Source organism: Stenotrophomonas sp. RIT-551, assembly GCF_026241915.1.
Taxonomy (GTDB): Bacteria; Pseudomonadota; Gammaproteobacteria; order Xanthomonadales; family Xanthomonadaceae; genus Stenotrophomonas; species Stenotrophomonas bentonitica_A.
This window is the reverse complement of the sequence record NZ_JAPJIU010000001.1, coordinates 471,283-491,238: the sequence shown is the minus strand read 5'-3', so window position 1 is coordinate 491,238 and position 19,956 is coordinate 471,283. Positions and strand designations below refer to the sequence as shown.

The window sequence follows — 19,956 nt, the reverse complement described above, 5'->3', positions numbered from 1 at the left end:
CCAGCGGCCGGAATTACTTCTTCGTGGGGCGCTTCCAGCCGTCGATGGTTTCCTGGCGTGCGCGCGCGACGGTCAGCTTGTCGGCCGGGGCGCCGCGGGTGATCACCGAGCCGGCGGCGACAGTCGCGCCTTCACCGATCACCACCGGCGCGACCAGCGAGCTGTTGGAGCCGATGAAGGCCCGGTCGCCGATGGTGGTCTGCGACTTGTTCACGCCGTCGTAGTTGCAGGTGATGGTGCCCGCGCCGATGTTGACCTTGCTGCCGATCACCGCATCGCCCAGATAGGTGAGGTGGTTGGCCTTGCTGCCGGCGCCGAGCACGACCTTCTTGGTTTCCACGAAATTGCCGACGTGCGAGCCCTCGGCCAGCACGGTACCCGGGCGCAGGCGCGCGAACGGACCGATCTCCGCCGCGCCTTCACTGATCACGCCATCCAGGTCGCAGTGCGGCTTGACCACGGTGCCCGCGGCCAGGGTGACGTCCTTGAGCCGGGTGAACGCGCCGATGCTGACGCCGTCGCCCAGCACCACGCGCCCTTCCAGGATCACGTTGACGTCGATCTGCACGTCACTGCCGACGGTGACCGGGCCACGGATATCCAGCCGCGCCGGATCCAGCACGCGCGCGCCCTGCGCGCACAGTGCACGCACTTCGCGCAGCTGCCAGGCGCGTTCGAGCTGGGCCAGCTGCCACGGGTCGTTGGCGCCTTCGGCGTCCTGCGGGTCCTGCACGAAAGCCATCTCGGCCGGGGTGTAGTCACTCGCTGCCGCGGCAAAGATGTCGGTCAGGTAGTACTCGCCCTGCGCGTTGGCATTGGAAAGCTGGGACAACCAACGGCGCAGCGCGGTCGATTCGGCGGTGATGATGCCGGTATTGATGGTGCGGATGCTGCGCTGTTCGTCGCTGGCATCCTTCTGTTCGACGATCGCACCGACCTTGCCCTCGGCGTTGCGCACGATCCGGCCGTAGCCGGTCGGGTCGGCGACCTCGGCCACCAGCACGGCCAGGCGGCCCGGCTGCGACAGCAGGTGGCGCAGCGTCTCGCCGCGGATCAACGGCACGTCGCCGTACAACACCAGAACGGTTGCCGCATCCGGTACTTCCGGCATGGCCTGCAGCACGGCATGCCCGGTGCCCAGCTGCCGGCTCTGCTCTGCCCAGTGCAGGTCCGGCTGGTCCGCGAAGGCCTGCCGCACCGCCTCACCGCCATGGCCATAAACCACGTGGATCGCCTCGGGCTGCAGCTGGCGCGCGGTGTCGATGACGTGGGCAAGCATCGGGCGGCCGGCAATGGGCTGCAGCACTTTCGGCAGGGCCGACTTCATGCGCTTGCCGGCGCCGGCGGCCAGGATGATCACGTGCAGGGGCTGGGTCATGGGCAGATCACGTTCCGGGAATCGTAGAAGGGAATTCTAGTGCGCCGCTCGTTAACATGTGGGATTGCCCGCACCCGGATCGCACGTGAGTCTCCTCCGCCAAGGCAGCAGCTATCTCGTCATCGGCCTGATCCAGCTCGGACTGGACTGGGCCGTGTTCGTGGCTGCCACCGCGCTGGGCATGCCTGCGGCACCCGGCAATCTGCTGGGGCGCGTGAGCGGCATGCTGCTCGGCTTCTGGCTCAATGGCCGTTACACCTTTGCCCGCGATGGCGAACACCGGCTGGGCTGGCCACGGTTCGTGCGCTTCCTGCTGCTGTGGGGCGTGCTGACCGCGATCAGTACGCTGCTGGTGACGCTGGCGGCCGAGCATCTCGGGCTTCGCTACGCGTGGCTGGCCAAACCCCTGGTCGAAGGTGGCCTGGCAGCGGTGTCGTTCCTGCTGATGCGGACGCTGATCTTCCGCTGAGCCGGCATCGCCGGAGGCAGGCAAAAAAAAACGCCGGCAAGCCGGCGTTTTCCCTTCGCGGATGGCGCCGTCGCGCCACTCCGCTCAGTGCTTGAGGTTCTTGCGCAGGCGCTCCAGCGCCTGCAGCTGGGCGGACACTTCCGCCAGGCGCTGCTGCGCTTCGGCCACTTCCATTGCTTCACCACGGTTGGCCAGGATGCGCTCGGCTTCTTCCTTGGCCTTGCGGACCGAGGCTTCGTCGATGTCCTGGGCACGGATCGCGGTGTCGGCCAGCACGGTCACGACCTGCGGCTGCACTTCGAGAATGCCGCCGGAGATGGCGAAGTCGATCTGCTCGCCGCTCGGCGTGGTCACCACCACCTTGCCCGGCTTCAGGCGGGTGATCAGCGGGGCGTGCTTGGGCGCGATGCCCAGCTCACCCAGCTCACCGGTGGCCACGACCAGGGTCGCCTCACCACGGAAGATTTCCTGCTCGGCGCTGACGATGTCGCAACGGATGGTGCTCATGAAACTCTTCTCGCTTTAGGGCGGGCTGGCGCCCACCGCAGGATGTCCTCAGCGGTGGGCATGCGCCCACCCCGTGTGACGGGTCGGGACGGGCATGGCGCCCGTCCCCGCCGCATCAGGCCTTTTCAGCCATCTTCTTGGCCTTCTCGACCGCTTCTTCGATGCTGCCGACCATGTAGAACGCCTGTTCCGGCAGGTGGTCGTATTCGCCATCGACGATGGCCTTGAAGCCACGGATGGTGTCCTTCAGCGACACGTACTTGCCCGGCGAGCCGGTGAACACTTCGGCCACGTGGAACGGCTGGCTGAAGAAGCGCTCGATCTTGCGGGCGCGGGTCACGGCCTGCTTGTCCTCTTCGGACAGTTCGTCCATGCCCAGGATCGCGATGATGTCCTTCAGTTCCTTGTACTTCTGCAAGGTCTGCTGGACGCGCTGGGCGGTGTCGTAATGCTCGTTGCCGATGACCAGCGGGTCCATCTGGCGGCTGGTGGAATCCAGCGGATCCACGGCCGGGTAGATACCCAGCGAGGCGATCGAACGCGACAGGGTCACGGTCGAATCCAGATGGGCGAACGTGGTGGCCGGCGACGGATCGGTCAAGTCATCGGCGGGCACGTAGACGGCCTGGATCGAGGTGATCGAGCCATTCTTGGTCGAGGTGATGCGCTCCTGCAGGACGCCCATTTCCTCGGCCAGGGTCGGCTGGTAACCCACCGCCGACGGCATACGACCCAGCAGTGCCGACACTTCGGTACCGGCCAGGGTGTAGCGGTAGATGTTGTCGACGAACAGCAGCACGTCCTTGCCCTTGCCGTTCTCGTCCTTCTCGTCGCGGAAGTACTCGGCCATGGTCAGGCCGGTCAGGGCGACGCGCAGACGGTTGCCCGGCGGCTCGTTCATCTGGCCGTACACCATCGCGACCTTGTCCAGGACGTTGGAGTCCTTCATCTCGTGGTAGAAGTCGTTGCCCTCACGGGTACGCTCACCCACGCCGGCGAACACGGACAGACCGCTGTGCGCCTTGGCGATGTTGTTGATCAGTTCCATCATGTTGACGGTCTTGCCGACGCCGGCGCCGCCGAACAGGCCGACCTTGCCGCCCTTGGCGAACGGGCACATCAGGTCGATGACCTTGATGCCGGTTTCCAGCAGCTCGGTCGCCGGGGACTGGTCTTCGTACGACGGCGCCGAACGATGGATTTCCCAGGTATCACTGGCAGCCACCGGACCGGCTTCGTCGATCGGGCGACCGAGCACGTCCATGATGCGGCCCAGGGTGCCTGCGCCGACCGGCACCGAGATGGCGCGTTCGGTGTTGGTGGCAACAAGGTTGCGCTTCAGGCCGTCGGTGGAGCCCAGCGCGATGCAACGGACCACGCCGTCGCCGAGCTGCTGCTGCACTTCCAGCGTGATTTCGGTGTTGTCCACCTTCAGCGCGTGGTACACCTTCGGCACCGACTCGCGGGGGAATTCGACGTCGACGACGGCGCCGATGATCTGAACGATCTTGCCCTGACTCATTGCTGCAATCCTCTAATGTGTGCTTTGACTGTGCGCGTCAGACTGCTGCCGCGCCGCCGACGATTTCGGAGATTTCCTGGGTGATCGCTGCCTGGCGCGCCTTGTTGTAGACGAGCTGCAGGGTGCCGATCAGCTTGTTCGCGTTGTCACTGGCCGACTTCATCGCGACCATGCGGGCTGCATGCTCGGACGCGACGTTTTCCAGCACGGCCTGGTACACCAGCGACTCGACGTAACGCGTCATCACGTGCTCGAGCACGGTCGCGGCGTCGGGTTCGTACAGGTAGTCCCAGTCGTGATGCGCGACCTGCTTCTCAGCCGCCGGCAACGGCAGCAGCTGATCGAAGCTGGCCTTCTGCGTCATCGTGTTGATGAAGCGGTTGTAGACCAGGTACACGCGGTCGACCTTGCCTTCGGTGAAAGCATCGAGCATCACCTTGATCACGCCGATCAGCTGTTCCAGGTGCGGCACATCGCCCATGTGGGTGACGGTGCCGACCATGTTGACCTTGACGCGACGGAAGAAGGTCGAGGCCTTCTGGCCGACGGTGACCACGTCGATCTCGGCGCCCTTGTCCTGCCACTGGCGTACTTCGCCCAGCATCTTGCGGAACAGGTTGTTGTTCAGGCCGCCCGCCAGACCGCGGTCGGAAGAGACCACGATGTAACCGACGCGCTTGACCTCGTCACGCTGGACCAGGAACGGATGCTGGTAGTCGGTGCTGGCCTGGGCCAGGTGACCGATCACCTGCTTCATCGCCTGCGCATACGGACGCGACGTCTTCATCCGCTCCTGCGCCTTGCGGATCTTGGAGGCCGAGACCATTTCGAGCGCACGCGTCACCTTGCGGGTGTTCTGCACGCTCTTGATCTTGGTTTTGATTTCGCGTCCGCTTGCCATCTCTTCTTCCCGTGGCGCGGGGCACAGGCCCCGCGTTTGACGTAGAGCGGAGCGTTGCTCCGCTGCTTTCAGCCCAGCGGAGCAACGCTCCGCTCTACAGGACCGGTATTACCAGCTGCCGGTGGTCTTGAACTCGGTGATGCCCTTCTTGAAGGCAGCTTCGATGTCATTGTCCCAGCCGCCGGTCGCGTTGATCTTGCTGATCAGCTCGCCCTGGGTGTTGGCGAAGTGCGCATGCAGACCTTCTTCCAGCGCCAGCAGCTTGTTGACCGGCACGTCGTCGAGGTAACCCTCGTTGACGGCGTAGATCGACAGCGCCTGGTTGGCGATGGACATCGGGGCGTACTGCTTCTGCTTCATCAGCTCGGTGACGCGCTGACCGCGCTCGAGCTGCTTGCGGGTGGCTTCGTCCAGGTCCGAGGCGAACTGCGCGAAGGCTGCCAGTTCACGGTACTGGGCCAGCGAGATACGGATGCCGCCGGACAGCTTCTTGATGATCTTGGTCTGGGCCGCACCACCGACGCGCGACACCGAGATACCGGCGTTCACGGCCGGGCGGATGCCCGAGTTGAACAGATCGGTTTCCAGGAAGATCTGGCCGTCGGTGATCGAGATCACGTTGGTCGGCACGAAGGCCGAGACGTCACCGGCCTGGGTTTCGATGATCGGCAGCGCGGTGAGCGAGCCGGTCTTGCCCTTGACGGCGCCGTCGGTGAACTTCTCCACATACTCTTCGGACACGCGGGCAGCGCGCTCGAGCAGGCGGGAGTGCAGGTAGAACACGTCACCCGGGTAGGCTTCACGGCCCGGCGGGCGCTTCAGCAGCAGCGAGATCTGGCGGTAGGCGACAGCCTGCTTGGACAGATCGTCGTACACGATCAGCGCGTCTTCGCCGCGGTCCATGAAGTACTCGCCCATGGTGCAGCCCGAGTAGGCGCTGATGTACTGCATCGCGGCCGATTCGGACGCGGTCGCAGCGACCACCACGGTGTGCGCCAGGGCGCCGTTCTCTTCCAGCTTGCGCACGATGTTGGCCACGGTCGAGGCCTTCTGGCCGATCGCGACGTACACGCACTTGATGCCGGTTTCTTTCTGGTTGATCACCGCATCGATGGCCAGGGCGGTCTTGCCGGTCTGGCGGTCACCGATGACCAGCTCGCGCTGGCCGCGACCGATCGGGATCATCGAGTCGACGGACTTGTAACCGGTCTGCACCGGCTGGTCGACCGACTTGCGCCAGATCACGCCCGGCGCAACGCGCTCCACCGGCGCGGTGGCCTTGGCCGCGATCGGGCCCTTGCCATCGATCGGCTCACCGAGCGCGTTCACGACGCGGCCCAGCATTTCCGGACCGACCGGCACTTCCAGGATGCGGCCGGTGGTCTTGGCGACGTCGCCTTCGCGCAGGTGCTCATAGCCACCCAGGACCACGGCGCCGACCGAGTCGCGCTCCAGGTTCAGGGCCAGGGCGAAGGTGTTGTTCGGCAGTTCGATCATTTCGCCCTGCATCACGTCGGCCAGACCGAAGATGCGCACGATGCCGTCGGACACGCTGGTCACGGTGCCTTCGTTGCGCGATTCCGCGGCCAGCTTGACCTTCTCGATGCGGTTCTTGATCAGTTCGCTGATTTCGGAGGGGTTGAGCGTGGTTGCCATCGTCAAGTCCTAGTGCCGGCAATCACGCCGGACGTTAAATGAATTCAGTTAGCGAGCGCGGTCTGCAGGCGCGACAGCTTGCCCTTGAGCGAGCCATCGATGACCACATCGCCGGCGTCGATCACGGCACCGCCGATCAGCGACGCATCGACCGCGGTCGTCACGTCCACCTCGCGGCCGAAGCGCTTGCGCAGCGCGGCCTTGATGGCGTCCAGTTCGGCGCCGGACAGTTCGGTGGCCGAGGTCACCGTGGCCTTGACCACGTGTTCGGCTTCAGCGCGCAGCTGGTCGTACATGCCGGCGATTTCCGGCAGCAGCGGCAGACGGTGCGCATCGGCCAGGATGGCCAGGAAGCGACCGAAGGTCTCGCTGGACGATTCCGGCACCAGCATCGCGACGGCATCGTCGCGGTCCAGTTCCGGGTTCGACAGCAAGGCCGCCACGCGCGGGTCGGCAGCTACGTGGGCGGAGAACGCAAGCGCGTCCGACCACGGCGCGAACGTGCCTTCGTCGCGCGCGGTCGCGAACGCGGCGCGGGCATACGGGCGTGCAAGCGTGAGGGCCTGGCTCATCGATCAGATCTCCGAGGCCAGCTCGTCGAGCAGCGCCTTGTGGGCGTTGGCGTCGATTTCGCGCTTGAGCAGCTTTTCGGCACCGCTCACGGCCAGGGCGGACACCTGCTTGCGCAGATCTTCACGGGCACGGTTGGCGGCAGCTTCGATCTCGGCGTGGGCCAGGTCTTTCTGGCGGTTGGCTTCGACGATGGCTTCATTCTTGGCGGCATCAACGATCTGGTTGGCGCGTGCGTGGGCCTGATCGATGATCTCGTTGGCCTTGGTGCGCGCATCCTTCAGTGCATCGTTGACCTTTTCCTGCGCCTGGGCCAGATCCTTCTGGCTGCGGTCGGCAGCGGCGAGGCCTTCAGCGATCTTCTGCTGACGCTCTTCGATGGCGTTCATCAACGGCGGCCAGATCTTGGTCGCGATGATCCAGATCAGACCGGCAAACGCCAGTCCCTGGGCAACGAGGGTAAAACCGATATCCATGGGGTTCGCTCAATCGGGGGTGACGGGGTGGATGGGCCGCCTTGGCGGCGCATCCGATCCTTCATCCGCGATCAGGCGCACACGGCGCCTGATCGTTTCGCTGTTGCTGGATTAACCAGCAACCTGCGGCAGGCGTGCAACGAACTCGCCGATCATCGGGTTGGCGAAGGCCAGCAGCAGGCCGACGGCGACCGAGATGATGAACGCGGCGTCGATCAGGCCGGCGGTGATGAACATGCGGACCTGCAGAACCGGAATCAGTTCCGGCTGACGGGCAGCCGATTCCAGGAACTTACCGGCCATGATGGCCAGACCGAGACCGGCACCCAGCGCGGCCAGGCCGATCATGATGCCGACGGCGAGGACGGTGGAGCTCTGGACTTGGGCGAGGTTGGTCAGGACGGCGAAGTACATGGTTTTCTCCTGGAACTTTGAATAGCTAAGGGTTTAGAAACAAACGGATGAAGGGTGAAGCGAAACTCAGTGAGCGTCTTCCGACAGGCTCAGGTACACGATGGACAACATCATGAAGATGAACGCCTGCAGCGGAATCACCAGCAGGTGGAACAGCATCCAGCCCAAGCCGAATGCACCGCCTGCGATGGCACCGGCGATACCCGCACCGCCCAGCACCCAGATCAGCAGGAAGACGATTTCGCCGCCGAACATGTTGCCGAACAGTCGCATCGCCAGCGAAATCGGCTTGCTCAGCCACTCGACGATGTTGAGGATCAGGTTGAACGGCATCATCCACTTGCCGAACGGCGCGGTCAGGAATTCCTTGGTGAAACCACCCAGGCCCTTGGAACGCAGCGCGAAGAACAGCATCAGGAAGAACACGCTGATCGACATGCCCAGGGTGGCATTGACGTCGGCGGTGGGGACCGGCTTCCAGTACGGCACGCCGAGGGCTTCCAGCGGCATGGCGATGAAGTCGGCCGGGATCATCTTGATGAGATTCATCATGAGGATCCAGAAGAACAGGGTGATCGCGATCGGGGTCACCAGCTTGCTGGTGCCGTGGTAGGTGTCCTTGGCCTGGCGGTCAACGAACTCCAGGCAGATCTCGACGAACGCCTGCCACTTGCCCGGGACGCCGGCGGTGGCCTTGCGGGTTGCCATCCAGAAGCCGAACACCATCAACAGGCCCATCAGGACCGAAGTCACGATGGTGTCGACGTGGATCGCCCAGAAACCACCTTCCTGCATATGGAACGTCAGGTTGTGCAGGTGATGTTGGATGTAGGAGGTGGGTGTCAGCGCCTCGCCTGCCATGTGTCCGGAACCTTGAGTTAAATGAAAATTGGATCAGCGCCTGGCCAGAGCCAGGACCTGGAACATCAATCCGACGGCGATACCGGCCAGCAGCGCCAATGCAGGCAGCTTGAAGACCAGGAAACCCACCATCAGGACGCCGAATACGAGCACCCACTTTGCCACGACCGCCAGAATCAGGCGGGTCATCGCCGAGCCTGCGGCCTGCACCCCACCCCCCAGCGCCATCCGCGCAGCCACCCAGCCGGCCGCCGAAACCGCCACGCCGGAGAGCAACGCCCCCAGGGCTGCCTTCGGGCCTCCCCACAGCAGCAGGGCCAGAGCCAGGACAGCCACTGCAACGAGCGGGTAAACCGCTGCGCGCAGCATCAGTCGCCGACCCGCGTCAACGGAGTTCAGCACGTGAATGTCCTGCATGGTTGTGAGTAGGAAAGGCCGAGGTCGCAAGCTAGCGCCTCGTCGAGCCGCCAAATTATAGCAATGGGACAATTTGAGAGACAACCGCTGCCTGTTCATCCCGGATGTAAGCCCGCCGTTGGCGGCTCTTGCGAACCTGTTCCACCACCGGGCCAATCCCACTGCGCAAAGCGACACGCGATGCGGCGGTGCAACATATTGAACTTTGGTCGCAAGGTCCGGTCATAACGACCAGCCTGCCGTTGAATCCTCGTCGGCGTCCCGCGCGCAGGCCAGTACAGGGTGGCCCCGCAGCCCTCTCCGGGGCCACCCTCTTTTTGCGGCCTGCGGCGCTGGCGGCCGGGTCGAACAACGCTGGCGGCTAACGCGTGTAACGCGGTCCGGCCCCGGAACCGGCCAGCAAACCGCCCTGCGGTAAGCCAAAGTGCATGAACGGTACACACAGCCTCCACCATACCTTCACGAATGGTGGACGTCGCAGTGGGCAATGTGACGCCACATCACTAGAACCACCGCAAGGACCCCCGATGCGCCCGATGCTCTCCCTGCTTGCCGTGCCAGTCGCACTGGCCGCGCTTTCCTACGCCGCTCCGTCCCACGCTGCCGAAGGCGATGACCGCTTCGCCCTGCGCCTGGGTGCGATGCAGATCGATTCGGACAACACGATCCGCGGCAACACCAACATCGCTGGCCAGGATGTGGGCTTCTCCGAAGATTTCGGCCTCGGTGGCAAGGAATGGGAGCCGCGCGTGGACGGCATGTTCCGCATCAGCAACCGCCAGCGCCTGCTGTTCAACTACTTCAAGTACGACAAGGATCGCCGCGAGACCCTCGACCAGGGTGTGAGCTTCGGCGATACCAACGTGCCGGCCGGCAGCTTCATCAAGGGTGAGCTGAAGTATCAGGTCGCCAGCCTGGTGTACGACTACTCGGTGGTGGACACCGACACGTTCGACCTCGGCCTGCAGCTGGGTGCCGAGTACGCCAAGGTGAGCACCAAGGCTTACGCGGATGTCGGTGATCTGTACCAGGGCGAGTTCCTGGACGAGAAGGCCGACGGTGTCGCCCCGGTGGTTGGTGCACGCCTGAGCTTCACCCCGTCCGAGAAGTGGATGATCACCTTCCAGGGCCAGTACCTGAACACCAAGTGGGGCAACTTCGATGATTACGACGGCGACCTGAGCCGTGCCAATGCGATCGTCGATTACCGCTTCACCAAGAACTTCGGCGTGTTCGCCGGCTACGACTGGTTCAAGCTCGACGTCGATCAGACCGGCAGCGATGGCACGATCGGTCTGAAGCAGGAGTTCAAGGGTCCGGTGGCAGGCGTCAGCTTCGTCTTCTAAGCCCTTCGCAACACCTCTCTCCAAGCGCGGCCTCCGGGATATCGGGGGCCGCGTTTTTTTTGCGTTGCTGGGGTGGAGCAACAGCATGGTGATCGGGTGGCGGGCACGGATACCCTGTCGGGCGAATGTCCCCCGGCGACGGCCTGTGGCCGTCACCTCCTCCTTGATTTCGCCCCACAGGGTATCCGTACCCGCCCCGACAAGTTCCGGTGGTGGCCTGCAGGAGAGCGCCAGGCGCCCGAGCGAAGCTGGATCGACAACACCAGAAACAAAAAACCCCGGCTTTCGCCGGGGTTTTTCGTTGCATTACTTCTTCTTCGGCATGTACAGATCGGTGATCGTGCCGTCGTAGATCTCCGCGGCCATCGCCACCGATTCGCTCAGGGTCGGATGGGCGTGGATGGTGTGGCCGATGTCTTCGGCCTCCGCACCCATCTCGATCGCCAGACCGATCTCGGCCAGCAGATCACCCGCATGCACGCCGACAATGGCGCCACCGATGATGCGGTGGGTTTCTTCGTCGAAGATCAGCTTGGTGAAGCCCTCGGTACGGCCGATGCCGATCGCGCGGCCGCTGGCGGCCCACGGGAACTTGGCTACGCCGACCTTCAGGCCCTTGGCCTTGGCTTCGGTTTCGGTCACGCCGACCCACGCGATTTCCGGGTTGGTGTAGGCCACCGACGGAATCACGCGCGCCACCCATTCCTTCTTCTCGCCGGCGGCCACTTCCGCGGCCAGCTTGCCCTCGTGCGTGGCCTTGTGGGCCAGCATCGGGTTGCCGACGATGTCGCCGATCGCAAAGATGTGCGGCACGTTGGTGCGCATCTGGCGGTCGGCCGGGATGAAGCCACGGTCGGTGACCTGCACGCCGGCCTTCTCGGCATCGATCTTCTTGCCGTTCGGCGAGCGGCCCACGGCGACCAGCACGCGGTCGAAGGTGGTTGCCTCCAGACCCGGCTTTTCGCCTTCCACGGCGGCTTCGAAGGACACGGTGATGCCGGCCTTGTCGGCCTTGACGTCGGTCGCCTTGGTCTTGAGGTGCACCACGATGCCCTGCTTCTTCAGGCGGTCGGCCAGCGGCTTGACCAGGTCCTTGTCGGCGCCCGGCATCAGCTGGTCCATGAATTCGACCACGGTCACTTCACTGCCCAGCGCACCGTACACGGTCGCCATTTCCAGGCCGATGATGCCGCCACCGACCACCAGCAGCTTGCCCGGCACGTCGGCCAGTTCCAGCGCATCGGTGGAGTCCATGACGCGCTTGTCGTCCCACGGGAAGTTCGGCAGCTTCACTGCCTGCGAGCCGGCGGCGATGATGCACTGCTCGAAGCGCAGCAGCTGGGTCTTGCCGTCGTCGCCGACGATCTCCAGCTCGTTGGCCGAGACGAACTTCGCCAAGCCCTGCACGGTGCGCACCTTGCGCTGCTTGGCCATGCCGGCCAGGCCCTTGGTCAGCTGGGTGACCACCTTTTCCTTGTAGCTGCGCAGCTTGTCCAGGGTGATGGTCGGCTTGCCGAACTCGACGCCGAAATCACCGGCATGGGCAACTTCATCGATCACTGCGGCGGCATGCAGCAGCGCCTTGGACGGGATGCAGCCCACGTTGAGGCAGACGCCACCGAGGCTGGCATAACGTTCCACCAGTACGGTGTCCACGCCCAGATCGGCCGAGCGGAAAGCAGCGGTGTAACCGCCCGGGCCGGCGCCCAGCACCACCATCTTGCACTCGATGTCGGCCGGCTTGCCCGAGGACAACGCCGGCTGCGGCGCGGCCGGTTCGGCCGGGGCGCGGTGCGAGGGGGTCACCGGCGGCTTGCTGGCCGGTGCGTCGGCCTTGGGTGCCTCGGCCTTGGCCGGCGCGGCCGGTGCAGCCGCCTCACCTTCAGCCTCCAGCAGCAGTACCACATCGCCTTCGGAGAGGTTGTCGCCGAGCTTGACCTTGATTTCCTTGACCACGCCAGCAGCCGACGAGGGCACTTCCAGCGTTGCCTTGTCCGATTCCAGCGTGACCAGACCCTGGTCCTTCTTCACCGTGTCACCCACGGCGACCAGCAGTTCGATCACCGGGACACCGCTGTAATCGCCGATGTCGGGAACCTTGATTTCAATTGCGGCCATTCGTGTTCTCCTGGTGCTCAGCCGGCCTTGCCGCCGAGCAGTTGCTGCAGTTCTTCGAGCGACTCGTCCAGATCTTTCCAGCGACGGTCGAGCTTCTTTTCCCTGGTGTCGCTGGCCTGGATCGGCAGCGCCACCTGTTTCATCATCCGCCGGCCCGCACCACACGCCAGGCCGGTGCCGCTGTAACGCTGGCCCTCCACGGTGGAGGACCGCGCGTTATCGTCCAGCACCGGCACCCCGCGCTCGCTGCACCATCGGCAGCGCCATCAGCAGCCCGGCCAGGACCAGGCCCTGCTTCACAGCAGGACGCGCCGCATGTCGGCCAGCACCTGCGAGAGGTAGGTGGTGAAGCGGGCGGCCAGTGCGCCATCGATGACGCGGTGGTCATAGCTCAGCGACAGCGGCAGCATCAGCTTCGGGGCGAATTCCTTGCCGTTCCAGACCGGCTGGATCGACGACTTGGACACGCCCAGAATGGCCACTTCCGGTGCATTGACGATCGGGGTGAACGCAGTGCCACCGATGCCGCCCAGTGAGCTGATCGAGAAGCAGCCGCCGCTCATGTCGGCCGGGCCGAGCTTGCCGTCACGCGCCTTCTTGGCCAGTTCGCCGGATTCCTGCGCGATCTGCACCACGCCCTTCTTGTCGACATCGCGGATCACCGGCACGACCAGGCCGCTCGGCGTATCGGCCGCGAAGCCGATGTTGAAGTACTTCTTCAGGGTCAGGTTCTCGCCGCTGGCATCCAGCGAAGCGTTGAACTCCGGGAACTTCTTCAGCGCCGCGGCACTGGCCTTGACCAGGAAGGCGAGCATGGTCAGCTTGATGCCGGCCTTCTCGTTTTCCTTGTTCAGGGCCACGCGCAGGGCTTCCAGCTCGGTGATGTCAGCCTGCTCGAACTGGGTGACGTGCGGAATCATCGCCCAGTTGCGGGCCAGGTTCGCGCCCGAAATCTTCTTGATGCGCGACAGCGGCTGGACCTCGACCTCACCGAACTTGCTGAAGTCGACCTTCGGCCAGGCCAGCAGGTTCAGGCCGCCACCGGCCGCCACCGTGCCGCCAGCGGCAGCGCCGCCGCCGGCCAGGGCCGACTTGACGAACTTCTGCACGTCGGACTTGGTGATGCGGCCACCCTTCTCGGTGCCGCTCAGCTGGTTCAGGTCCACGCCCAGCTCGCGGGCGAACACGCGCACGGCCGGCGATGCGTAGGGCACCTTCTGCGGCAGCACGCTGTCGGCGTTGAAGGCGACCGGCGGGCTGGTCGGCGAGCCGCCCGACGGGGCAGCAGCGGCCGGGGCCGGCTGGGTCGGCTTGGCGGCGGACTGTTCGATGTCACGGGCGGCCAGCTTGTCCGGCTCGGCCGGGGCGGCGACGGGCTCGACCTTGGTCGCGGTCTCGGCCGCTTCGGTCTTGGCGGCCGGGGCCGGGGCAGCAGCAGCGGCCGGCGCGACGGCCTCTTCGCTGACTTCGATCAGGGCCACGAGCTTGCCCTCGGAGAGGTTGTCGCCGACCTTGACCTTGATTTCCTTGACGATACCGGCCACCGAGGACGGCACTTCCATCGTGGCCTTGTCCGATTCCAGCGTCACCAGACCCTGGTCTTTCTTGACGGTATCTCCAACGGCGACCAGCACCTCGATTACCGGGATATCGCTGTAGTCACCGATATCGGGGACAAGTGCTTCCTTGATTTCGGCCATGGGGAAAACTCCGGCAATCTGGTGTAGGGAATCGCCTATTGTGGGGGTATCGCGCGCCAGCGCCAACCGGCTTGGCGAATTTTCCGCCCCCCTGTCCCGGGACAGGCTGTTGCAGGCATCTGCTTTGGCCGGATTCGGCTTGGCACAGTGCAAAGCGGAATTTTCCAGTCGGTACCGTATTGTCCGCCGCTGTCCCCGCCTCAGCGGCACACGGCATCGACCAGCGGCTGCCACGCCTGCACCAGCCGGGGCAGCGGCCAGGCCGCATTGGCGGGGCTGGTGGAGGGCAGCGACCAGACCGGCAACGCCTGCGCCGGTCCGACAAGCGCGGGCGCGATGAACCGCTGGAACGCGCGGTAGGCGGTGCCGCCATTGCAGGCGATCGCGCACAGCGAGGGCAGTCCCTCGATCAGTGCGCCCAGCGCATTGGGGACTTCACTGCCACGCACGATCGACGCATCCAGGCTGCCGCGTCGTTCGCACTGCCCGATCACATCCCACACGCCCACGCCGGTCGCGTTCAATGCATGCATGCGATCGGGATAAGGAACCGTTGCGTCGATCCCGCACAGCACGCCCATCAACGGCCAGAAACGATTGCGCGGATGCGCGTAGTACTGCGCGGCCTGCAGCGACGCCACGCCGGGCATCGAGCCGAGCACCAGCACGCGGCATCCTGCATTCAGCTGCGCAGGAAAGCCGATGCAGCGGGTTGTTTCCATCACACGGCCACCAGATGCATGAATGTCGGAGGTTGCATGATCACCCGGAAATACAGCGGTTTCGCACTGATCGCTGAATGGAAACAACTAAAATTTAACGCGCGTCGGATGCGATTCATATTGCGGGGACTACGGTTGCCTCGCCCCACAACACCGGGGCCCAGAACAAAAACATCCTGAGGAGATTCCCCCATGCGCTCCATCCGTACTCTGACCCTGGCTACCCTGACTGCTCTTGCTTTTGCGCCGGCTGCTTTCGCGCAGGACAGCACCGTTGATACCGCGTCCGGCAAGCACTTCGCCGTGGTCGGCGGCGTCTCGCTGCTGCAGCCGAAGAACGACCCGCTGGACGGCGTGCGCAAGGTGGACGGTGGCCCGGCCCCGACCCTGAGCTTCAGCTACTACATCAACGACAACTGGGCCGTGGAACTGTGGGGCGCAGCGGACAAGTTCGACCACCGCGTGCGCGGCACCGATGGCGCCCGCCTGGGCACCGTCGAGCAGCAGCCGATCGCGCTGAGCGGCCAGTACCACTTCGGCCAGGCCGACAACGTGTTCCGCCCGTTCGTGGGCGCCGGTTACTACGAGTCCAACTTCAGCAATGAAGACCTCGCCAGCGACATCGGCCACATCGGTGTGAAGACCGCCAAGGGCGCGATCGGCACCGTCGGCGTGGACATGAACATCAACAGCACCTGGTTCGCCCGCGCCGATGCCCGCTACATGCATTCGCGCCCGGAACTGACCGTCAACGGCGAAGGCACCGGCGACAAGGCCAAGCTGGATCCGTGGACCGTGGGCTTCGGCATCGGCGCGCGCTTCTAAGCACGCCTTTTCCCGCACCACGCAGTACGCACAACGGGCCCCTTGCGGGCCCGTTGTCGTTGTGGGGCCCGCGACTTTCATCGGGCGTTGCCGACCACTGCCCGACACTGGCCACCACGGCGGACCACGCCGATCCGCCCCGGGGAGCCGATGCGCGAGTCCTTCGACATGCTGGTGGTGGGCGGCGGCATCAATGGCGCCGGGATCGCGCGGGATGCGGCCGGGCGCGGGCTCTCGGTATGTCTGTGCGAGCAGGATGACCTGGCCGCCCACACCTCCAGCGCCAGCACCAAGCTGATCCACGGTGGCCTGCGCTACCTTCAGCAGGGTGAAGTCGCGTTGGTGCGCAAGGCGCTCAACGAACGCGAAACGCTGCGCCAGCTCGCCCCGCACCTCATTGCCCCGACCACGTTCGTGCTGCCGCATGCGCGCCATCTGCGCCCGGCCTGGATGCTGCGTGCCGGCCTGTGGCTGTACGACCACCTGGGCCGCCCCAATCCGCATTTCCCGCCCTCGCAGCGCATCGACCTGCAACGCGATCCCCGCGGCGAGACGTTGCAGCCGGGCTACCGGACCGGCTTCACGTATGCGGACGCCCGCGTCAACGATGCCCGGCTGGTGGTACTCAACGCACTGGATGCACACGAGCGCGGTGCCGATATCCGCACCCGCACCCGCTGCGAACAGTTGATCCGCCACCGCGACCACTGGTGGGCGGTGCTGCGTACGGCCAGCGGCGACGTGCAGCGCATCCGCGCCCGCTGCGTGGTCAACGCCAGCGGCCCCTGGGCCGGCACGGTGCTGCAGCGCGCGGGGCTGGATGCACCGCTCGGGCTGCGGCTCGTGCAGGGCAGCCACCTGGTGGTGCCGCGCCTGTTCGCACATGACAGCGCCTACCTGTTCCAGCAGCCCGACCAGCGCGTGGTGTTCGCGATCCCGTTCGAGCAGGACTTCACCCTGATCGGCACCACCGACACCGATTACGACGGTGATCCGGCGTGGGTCAAACCGCGCGCGGAGGAGCAGGCCTATCTGCTTGATGCGGTGAACCGGTTCCTGCGCGTGCCGGTCGAGGCCGATGACATCGTCTGGCGCTACAGCGGCGTGCGCCCGCTGCTGGCCGATCATCATCGCGCTGCATCGCAGGTCACCCGCGATTACCGGCTGGAGCTGGACACCGCCGGCGCCCCGCTGCTGAGCGTGCTGGGCGGCAAACTCACCACGTATCGCGCATTGGCCGAGGAAGCGCTTGGGCGCCTGTCACCCTCGCTGCCGGCGATGGGAGCGGCCTGGACGGCCGGCGGGCCACCGCTGCCCGGTGGCGACGGTGGCAACGCGGTACAGGTGGCGGAGACCCTGCAGCGCGATCATCCTCACCTGCCCCCTGCCCTGCTCCAGCGCCTGGCCGCCAGCTACGGCACGCGCGCAAGCGGCCTGCTTGCCGGCGCCCAGACACGCGACGCATTGGGCCAGGACCATGGCGGCGGCCTGCACGAGCGCGAGCTGGACTACCTGATCACGCACGAATGGGTAAGCACCGCCGAGGACGTGCTGTGGCGCCGCAGCCATCTCGGCCTGCGGCTGGACGCTGCACAGCGCGAGGCCGTGGCGGCCACCGTGCAGGCGCGCGTTTCGATGCCGTAGGCTGTATGTCTGTCACGCCTCACGGCATCGATTCCACGGAGCAGACCATGGACAAGCACTACGTGCTCGCCATCGACCAGGGCACGACCAGTTCGCGCGCCATGCTGTTTGATCGTGCCGGGCGCATCGCCGGCAGCGCGCAGCGCGAGTTCACCCAGATCTTCCCCCAGCCGGGCTGGGTCGAGCACGATCCGCGCGAGATCCTGACCAGCGTCTACACCACGATCACCGAACTGTTGAACCGCCACCAGGTGGACCCGCGCACGATCGCCGGGATCGGCATCACCAACCAGCGCGAGACCACCGTGGTCTGGGACAAGGCCACCGGCCAGCCGATCCATAACGCGGTGGTATGGCAGTCGCGGCAGAGCCATGCGATCTGCGAGCAGCTCAAGGCCGACGGCCACGAGCCGCTGATCCGGCGCAGGACCGGGCTGCTGATCGATGCCTATTTTTCCGCGACCAAGATCCGCTGGATCCTCGATCACGTCGAGGGCGCGCAGGCACGTGCCGAACGCGGCGAGCTGCTGTTCGGCACCATCGACAGCTGGCTGATCTGGAACCTCAGTGGCGGCCAGGCGCACGTCACCGACGTGACCAATGCCGCGCGCACGCTGCTGTTCGATATCCATGCGCTGCAGTGGGACGATGAGCTGCTGGCGCTGTTCAACATTCCACGCGCGATGCTGCCGCAGGTCCGCAGCTCCAGCGAGGTGTATGCCACCACCCAGGCGCAGTTCTTTTTCGACCAGCACCTGCCCATCGCCGGCATCGCAGGGGATCAGCAGGCCGCGCTGTTCGGCCAGGCCTGCTTCGAGCCGGGCATGGCCAAGAACACCTACGGCACCGGCTGTTTCATGCTGATGAACACCGGCGACAAGGCGGTGGTATCCGAGAACGGGCTGCTCACCACCATCGCCTGGGGCATCGATGGCCGCGTGGAATACGCACTGGAAGGCTCGATCTTCGTCGCCGGCTCGGTGGTGCAGTGGCTGCGCGATGGGCTGCGCATGTTCGGCAAATCCAGCGATTGCCAAGCGTACGCCGAGCGGGCCGCCGACAACGGTGGCGTGTACCTGGTGCCGGCGTTCGTGGGACTGGGCGCACCGTACTGGCGCAGCGATGTGCGTGGCGCGATGTTCGGCCTGACCCGCGGCACCACCAAGGAACACTTCATCCGCGCGGCGGTGGAATCCATGGCGTACCAGACCCGCGATGTGCTGGCGGCGATGCAGGCCGATGCGGGCATCGAGCTGAAGGAACTGCGCGCCGATGGCGGTGCGATCGCCAATGACTTCATGGCGCAGTTCCAGAGCGACATCCTGGGCGTGCCGGTGCTGCGCCCGCAGGTGGCCGAGACCACCGCGCTGGGCGCCGCGTATCTGGCCGGGCTGGCCACCGGCTTCTGGAGCAGCCGGGCGGAGATCGCCGAACAGTGGGCGGTGGACCGCCGCTTCACCCCGCAGATGCCGACGGATCAGCGCGAGGCGCTGTACCGCGGCTGGCAGCAGGCGGTGGAAGCGACGATGGGCTTCCGCGTGGGGTGACGCCCGCGTCGGCGATCATTGCCGCGCGGGCGCGGCCAGCCACGCATGGCGTGGCGCTACCGTGGGTGCCGGTCAGAATGCCGGGAGGACCGCACCCTTGTACTTCTCGGCGATGAAGGCCTTCACTTCCGGGCCGGTCAGGGCCTTGGCCAGCTGCTGTACGCGGGCATCGTCCTTGTTGTCCGGGCGGGCAACGAGGAAGTTCACGTACGGCGAATCCTTGCTCTCGATCGCCAGCGCATCCTGGGTCGGGTTGAGCCCGGCATCCAGCGCGTAGTTGGTGTTGATCAGGGCCAGATCGACCTGGTCCAGCACGCGCGGCAGCATCGCCGAGTCCAGCTCGCGGAACTTGAGCTGCTTCGGGTTGGCGGTGATGTCGCGCTGGGTCGCCAACGCATTGGTCGGGTCCTTGAGCGTGATCACGCCGGCCTTGTGCAGCAGGATCAGCGCGCGGCTGTTGTTGCTCGGGTCGTTGGGGATCACCACGTCGGCGCCGTTGGGCAGCGCATCGAGCGATTTGAAGCGGCGCGAGTACGCACCGAAGGGCTCGATATGCACGCCGATCACCTTGACCAGGTCGGTCTTGCGGTCGCGGTTGTAGGCGTCCAGGTAGGGCTCGGTCTGGAAGTAGTTCACGTCGACCTGCTTCTGCACCAGCTGGTCATTGGGCTGCACGTAATCGTTGAACACGCGCACCTCCAGGGTCAGCCCCTCCTTCTCCAGGATCGGCTTGACCACGGCCAGGATCTCGGCGTGCGGCACCGCGGTGGCCGCGACCACCAGCTTCTGGGAATCATGGGCCGGCTTGCCACAGGCGGACAGGGCCAGCGAGGCGGCAAGCAACGGGAGCAGCAGGTACTTTTTCATGGGGGCAGCGGAATCC

General features: G+C 65.4%; 20 protein-coding genes. 5 read left to right on the top strand and 15 right to left on the bottom strand.

What is annotated here, in order from left to right; all coding sequences use genetic code 11:
• Positions 1-13: 13 nt before the first annotated feature.
• The gene (gene glmU / locus ORK51_RS02065) at positions 14-1,378 is read right to left on the bottom strand and encodes a bifunctional UDP-N-acetylglucosamine diphosphorylase/glucosamine-1-phosphate N-acetyltransferase GlmU (protein WP_070425991.1); all 1,365 of its coding nucleotides are present in this window, start codon (positions 1,376-1,378) and stop codon (positions 14-16) included.
• 85 nt (positions 1,379-1,463) lie between these two features.
• On the opposite strand from glmU, the gene ORK51_RS02060 reads away from it, so the two are divergent.
• The gene (locus tag ORK51_RS02060) at positions 1,464-1,847 is read left to right on the top strand and encodes a GtrA family protein (RefSeq protein ID WP_070425992.1); all 384 of its coding nucleotides are present in this window, start codon (positions 1,464-1,466) and stop codon (positions 1,845-1,847) included.
• An 84-nt stretch (positions 1,848-1,931) separates the two neighbouring features.
• On the opposite strand, the gene ORK51_RS02055 is transcribed toward ORK51_RS02060, so the two are convergent.
• From ORK51_RS02055 to ORK51_RS02015, 9 genes are all read right to left on the bottom strand, one after another.
• Positions 1,932-2,354 carry a F0F1 ATP synthase subunit epsilon gene (locus ORK51_RS02055; protein ID WP_019183637.1) on the bottom strand — a complete coding sequence of 141 codons (423 nt, stop codon included), beginning with the start codon at positions 2,352-2,354 and terminating at the stop codon, positions 1,932-1,934.
• A gap of 115 nt (positions 2,355-2,469) precedes the next feature.
• Positions 2,470-3,876, bottom strand: a complete 1,407-nt coding sequence (atpD, locus tag ORK51_RS02050) for a F0F1 ATP synthase subunit beta (protein WP_019183636.1) — start codon at positions 3,874-3,876, stop codon at positions 2,470-2,472.
• 37 nt (positions 3,877-3,913) lie between these two features.
• Complete coding sequence (gene atpG, locus ORK51_RS02045) at positions 3,914-4,777, bottom strand: F0F1 ATP synthase subunit gamma (RefSeq protein WP_019183635.1); 864 nt, start codon at positions 4,775-4,777, stop codon at positions 3,914-3,916.
• A 108-nt stretch (positions 4,778-4,885) separates the two neighbouring features.
• The gene (gene atpA / locus ORK51_RS02040; protein WP_019183634.1) at positions 4,886-6,433 is read right to left on the bottom strand and encodes a F0F1 ATP synthase subunit alpha; all 1,548 of its coding nucleotides are present in this window, start codon (positions 6,431-6,433) and stop codon (positions 4,886-4,888) included.
• A 44-nt stretch (positions 6,434-6,477) separates the two neighbouring features.
• A complete protein-coding gene (locus ORK51_RS02035) occupies positions 6,478-7,005 on the bottom strand; it encodes a F0F1 ATP synthase subunit delta (protein ID WP_019183633.1) in 528 nt (175 codons plus the stop codon).
• Positions 7,006-7,008: 3 nt separating this feature from the next.
• Positions 7,009-7,479, bottom strand: a complete 471-nt coding sequence (locus ORK51_RS02030; protein ID WP_019183632.1) for a F0F1 ATP synthase subunit B — start codon at positions 7,477-7,479, stop codon at positions 7,009-7,011.
• Between the two features lie 111 nt (positions 7,480-7,590).
• Positions 7,591-7,893, bottom strand: coding sequence for a F0F1 ATP synthase subunit C (gene atpE, locus ORK51_RS02025; protein WP_017354883.1), 303 nt, complete (start codon positions 7,891-7,893; stop codon positions 7,591-7,593).
• A gap of 66 nt (positions 7,894-7,959) precedes the next feature.
• Positions 7,960-8,754 (bottom strand): F0F1 ATP synthase subunit A, encoded by a 795-nt coding sequence (atpB, locus tag ORK51_RS02020; RefSeq protein ID WP_046273137.1) that lies wholly within the window; start codon positions 8,752-8,754, stop codon positions 7,960-7,962.
• 33 nt (positions 8,755-8,787) lie between these two features.
• Positions 8,788-9,156, bottom strand: coding sequence for a hypothetical protein (locus tag ORK51_RS02015; protein WP_026069845.1), 369 nt, complete (start codon positions 9,154-9,156; stop codon positions 8,788-8,790).
• Positions 9,157-9,698: 542 nt separating this feature from the next.
• Here ORK51_RS02015 and ORK51_RS02010 point away from each other — a divergent pair.
• A complete protein-coding gene (locus tag ORK51_RS02010) occupies positions 9,699-10,517 on the top strand; it encodes a TonB-dependent receptor (protein ID WP_070425993.1) in 819 nt (272 codons plus the stop codon).
• 306 nt (positions 10,518-10,823) lie between these two features.
• On the opposite strand, the gene lpdA is transcribed toward ORK51_RS02010, so the two are convergent.
• From lpdA to ORK51_RS01990, 4 genes are all read right to left on the bottom strand, one after another.
• Positions 10,824-12,635 (bottom strand): dihydrolipoyl dehydrogenase, encoded by a 1,812-nt coding sequence (lpdA, locus tag ORK51_RS02005; RefSeq protein ID WP_019183627.1) that lies wholly within the window; start codon positions 12,633-12,635, stop codon positions 10,824-10,826.
• Between the two features lie 17 nt (positions 12,636-12,652).
• Positions 12,653-12,865 (bottom strand): hypothetical protein, encoded by a 213-nt coding sequence (locus ORK51_RS02000; protein ID WP_266083718.1) that lies wholly within the window; start codon positions 12,863-12,865, stop codon positions 12,653-12,655.
• A gap of 66 nt (positions 12,866-12,931) precedes the next feature.
• On the bottom strand, positions 12,932-14,335 hold the full coding sequence (aceF, locus tag ORK51_RS01995; protein WP_070425996.1) for a dihydrolipoyllysine-residue acetyltransferase: 1,404 nt from the start codon (positions 14,333-14,335) through the stop codon (positions 12,932-12,934).
• 200 nt (positions 14,336-14,535) lie between these two features.
• A complete protein-coding gene (locus ORK51_RS01990) occupies positions 14,536-15,057 on the bottom strand; it encodes a DNA-deoxyinosine glycosylase (protein WP_266083716.1) in 522 nt (173 codons plus the stop codon).
• Positions 15,058-15,249: 192 nt separating this feature from the next.
• Between ORK51_RS01990 and ORK51_RS01985 the strand changes: the two genes are divergently transcribed.
• The 3 genes from ORK51_RS01985 to glpK all read left to right on the top strand — a co-directional run bounded on the left by ORK51_RS01985 (position 15,250) and on the right by glpK (position 19,073).
• Positions 15,250-15,882: an OmpW/AlkL family protein gene (locus ORK51_RS01985; protein WP_019183623.1), complete on the top strand. Its 633-nt coding sequence runs from the start codon at positions 15,250-15,252 to the stop codon at positions 15,880-15,882.
• Between the two features lie 150 nt (positions 15,883-16,032).
• Entirely contained in the window at positions 16,033-17,526 is a 1,494-nt protein-coding gene (gene glpD, locus ORK51_RS01980; RefSeq protein ID WP_070425999.1) for a glycerol-3-phosphate dehydrogenase, read from the top strand.
• A 47-nt stretch (positions 17,527-17,573) separates the two neighbouring features.
• Positions 17,574-19,073 (top strand): glycerol kinase GlpK, encoded by a 1,500-nt coding sequence (gene glpK / locus ORK51_RS01975; RefSeq protein ID WP_070471885.1) that lies wholly within the window; start codon positions 17,574-17,576, stop codon positions 19,071-19,073.
• 72 nt (positions 19,074-19,145) lie between these two features.
• On the opposite strand, the gene ORK51_RS01970 is transcribed toward glpK, so the two are convergent.
• On the bottom strand, positions 19,146-19,940 hold the full coding sequence (locus ORK51_RS01970; protein ID WP_070426001.1) for a MetQ/NlpA family ABC transporter substrate-binding protein: 795 nt from the start codon (positions 19,938-19,940) through the stop codon (positions 19,146-19,148).
• Between the last annotated feature and the right edge of the window lie 16 nt (positions 19,941-19,956).

Coding starts and splice junctions, on each gene's coding strand:
- glmU (WP_070425991.1), bottom strand. CDS start 1,378: ATGACCCAGCCCCTGCACGTGATCATCCTGGCCGCCGGCGCCGGCAAG.
- ORK51_RS02055 (WP_019183637.1), bottom strand. CDS start 2,354: ATGAGCACCATCCGTTGCGACATCGTCAGCGCCGAGCAGGAAATCTTC.
- atpD (WP_019183636.1), bottom strand. CDS start 3,876: ATGAGTCAGGGCAAGATCGTTCAGATCATCGGCGCCGTCGTCGACGTC.
- atpG (WP_019183635.1), bottom strand. CDS start 4,777: ATGGCAAGCGGACGCGAAATCAAAACCAAGATCAAGAGCGTGCAGAAC.
- atpA (WP_019183634.1), bottom strand. CDS start 6,433: ATGGCAACCACGCTCAACCCCTCCGAAATCAGCGAACTGATCAAGAAC.
- ORK51_RS02035 (WP_019183633.1), bottom strand. CDS start 7,005: ATGAGCCAGGCCCTCACGCTTGCACGCCCGTATGCCCGCGCCGCGTTC.
- ORK51_RS02030 (WP_019183632.1), bottom strand. CDS start 7,479: ATGGATATCGGTTTTACCCTCGTTGCCCAGGGACTGGCGTTTGCCGGT.
- atpE (WP_017354883.1), bottom strand. CDS start 7,893: ATGTACTTCGCCGTCCTGACCAACCTCGCCCAAGTCCAGAGCTCCACC.
- atpB (WP_046273137.1), bottom strand. CDS start 8,754: ATGGCAGGCGAGGCGCTGACACCCACCTCCTACATCCAACATCACCTG.
- ORK51_RS02010 (WP_070425993.1), top strand. CDS start 9,699: ATGCGCCCGATGCTCTCCCTGCTTGCCGTGCCAGTCGCACTGGCCGCG.
- lpdA (WP_019183627.1), bottom strand. CDS start 12,635: ATGGCCGCAATTGAAATCAAGGTTCCCGACATCGGCGATTACAGCGGT.
- aceF (WP_070425996.1), bottom strand. CDS start 14,335: ATGGCCGAAATCAAGGAAGCACTTGTCCCCGATATCGGTGACTACAGC.
- ORK51_RS01990 (WP_266083716.1), bottom strand. CDS start 15,057: ATGGAAACAACCCGCTGCATCGGCTTTCCTGCGCAGCTGAATGCAGGA.
- ORK51_RS01985 (WP_019183623.1), top strand. CDS start 15,250: ATGCGCTCCATCCGTACTCTGACCCTGGCTACCCTGACTGCTCTTGCT.
- glpD (WP_070425999.1), top strand. CDS start 16,033: ATGCGCGAGTCCTTCGACATGCTGGTGGTGGGCGGCGGCATCAATGGC.
- glpK (WP_070471885.1), top strand. CDS start 17,574: ATGGACAAGCACTACGTGCTCGCCATCGACCAGGGCACGACCAGTTCG.
- ORK51_RS01970 (WP_070426001.1), bottom strand. CDS start 19,940: ATGAAAAAGTACCTGCTGCTCCCGTTGCTTGCCGCCTCGCTGGCCCTG.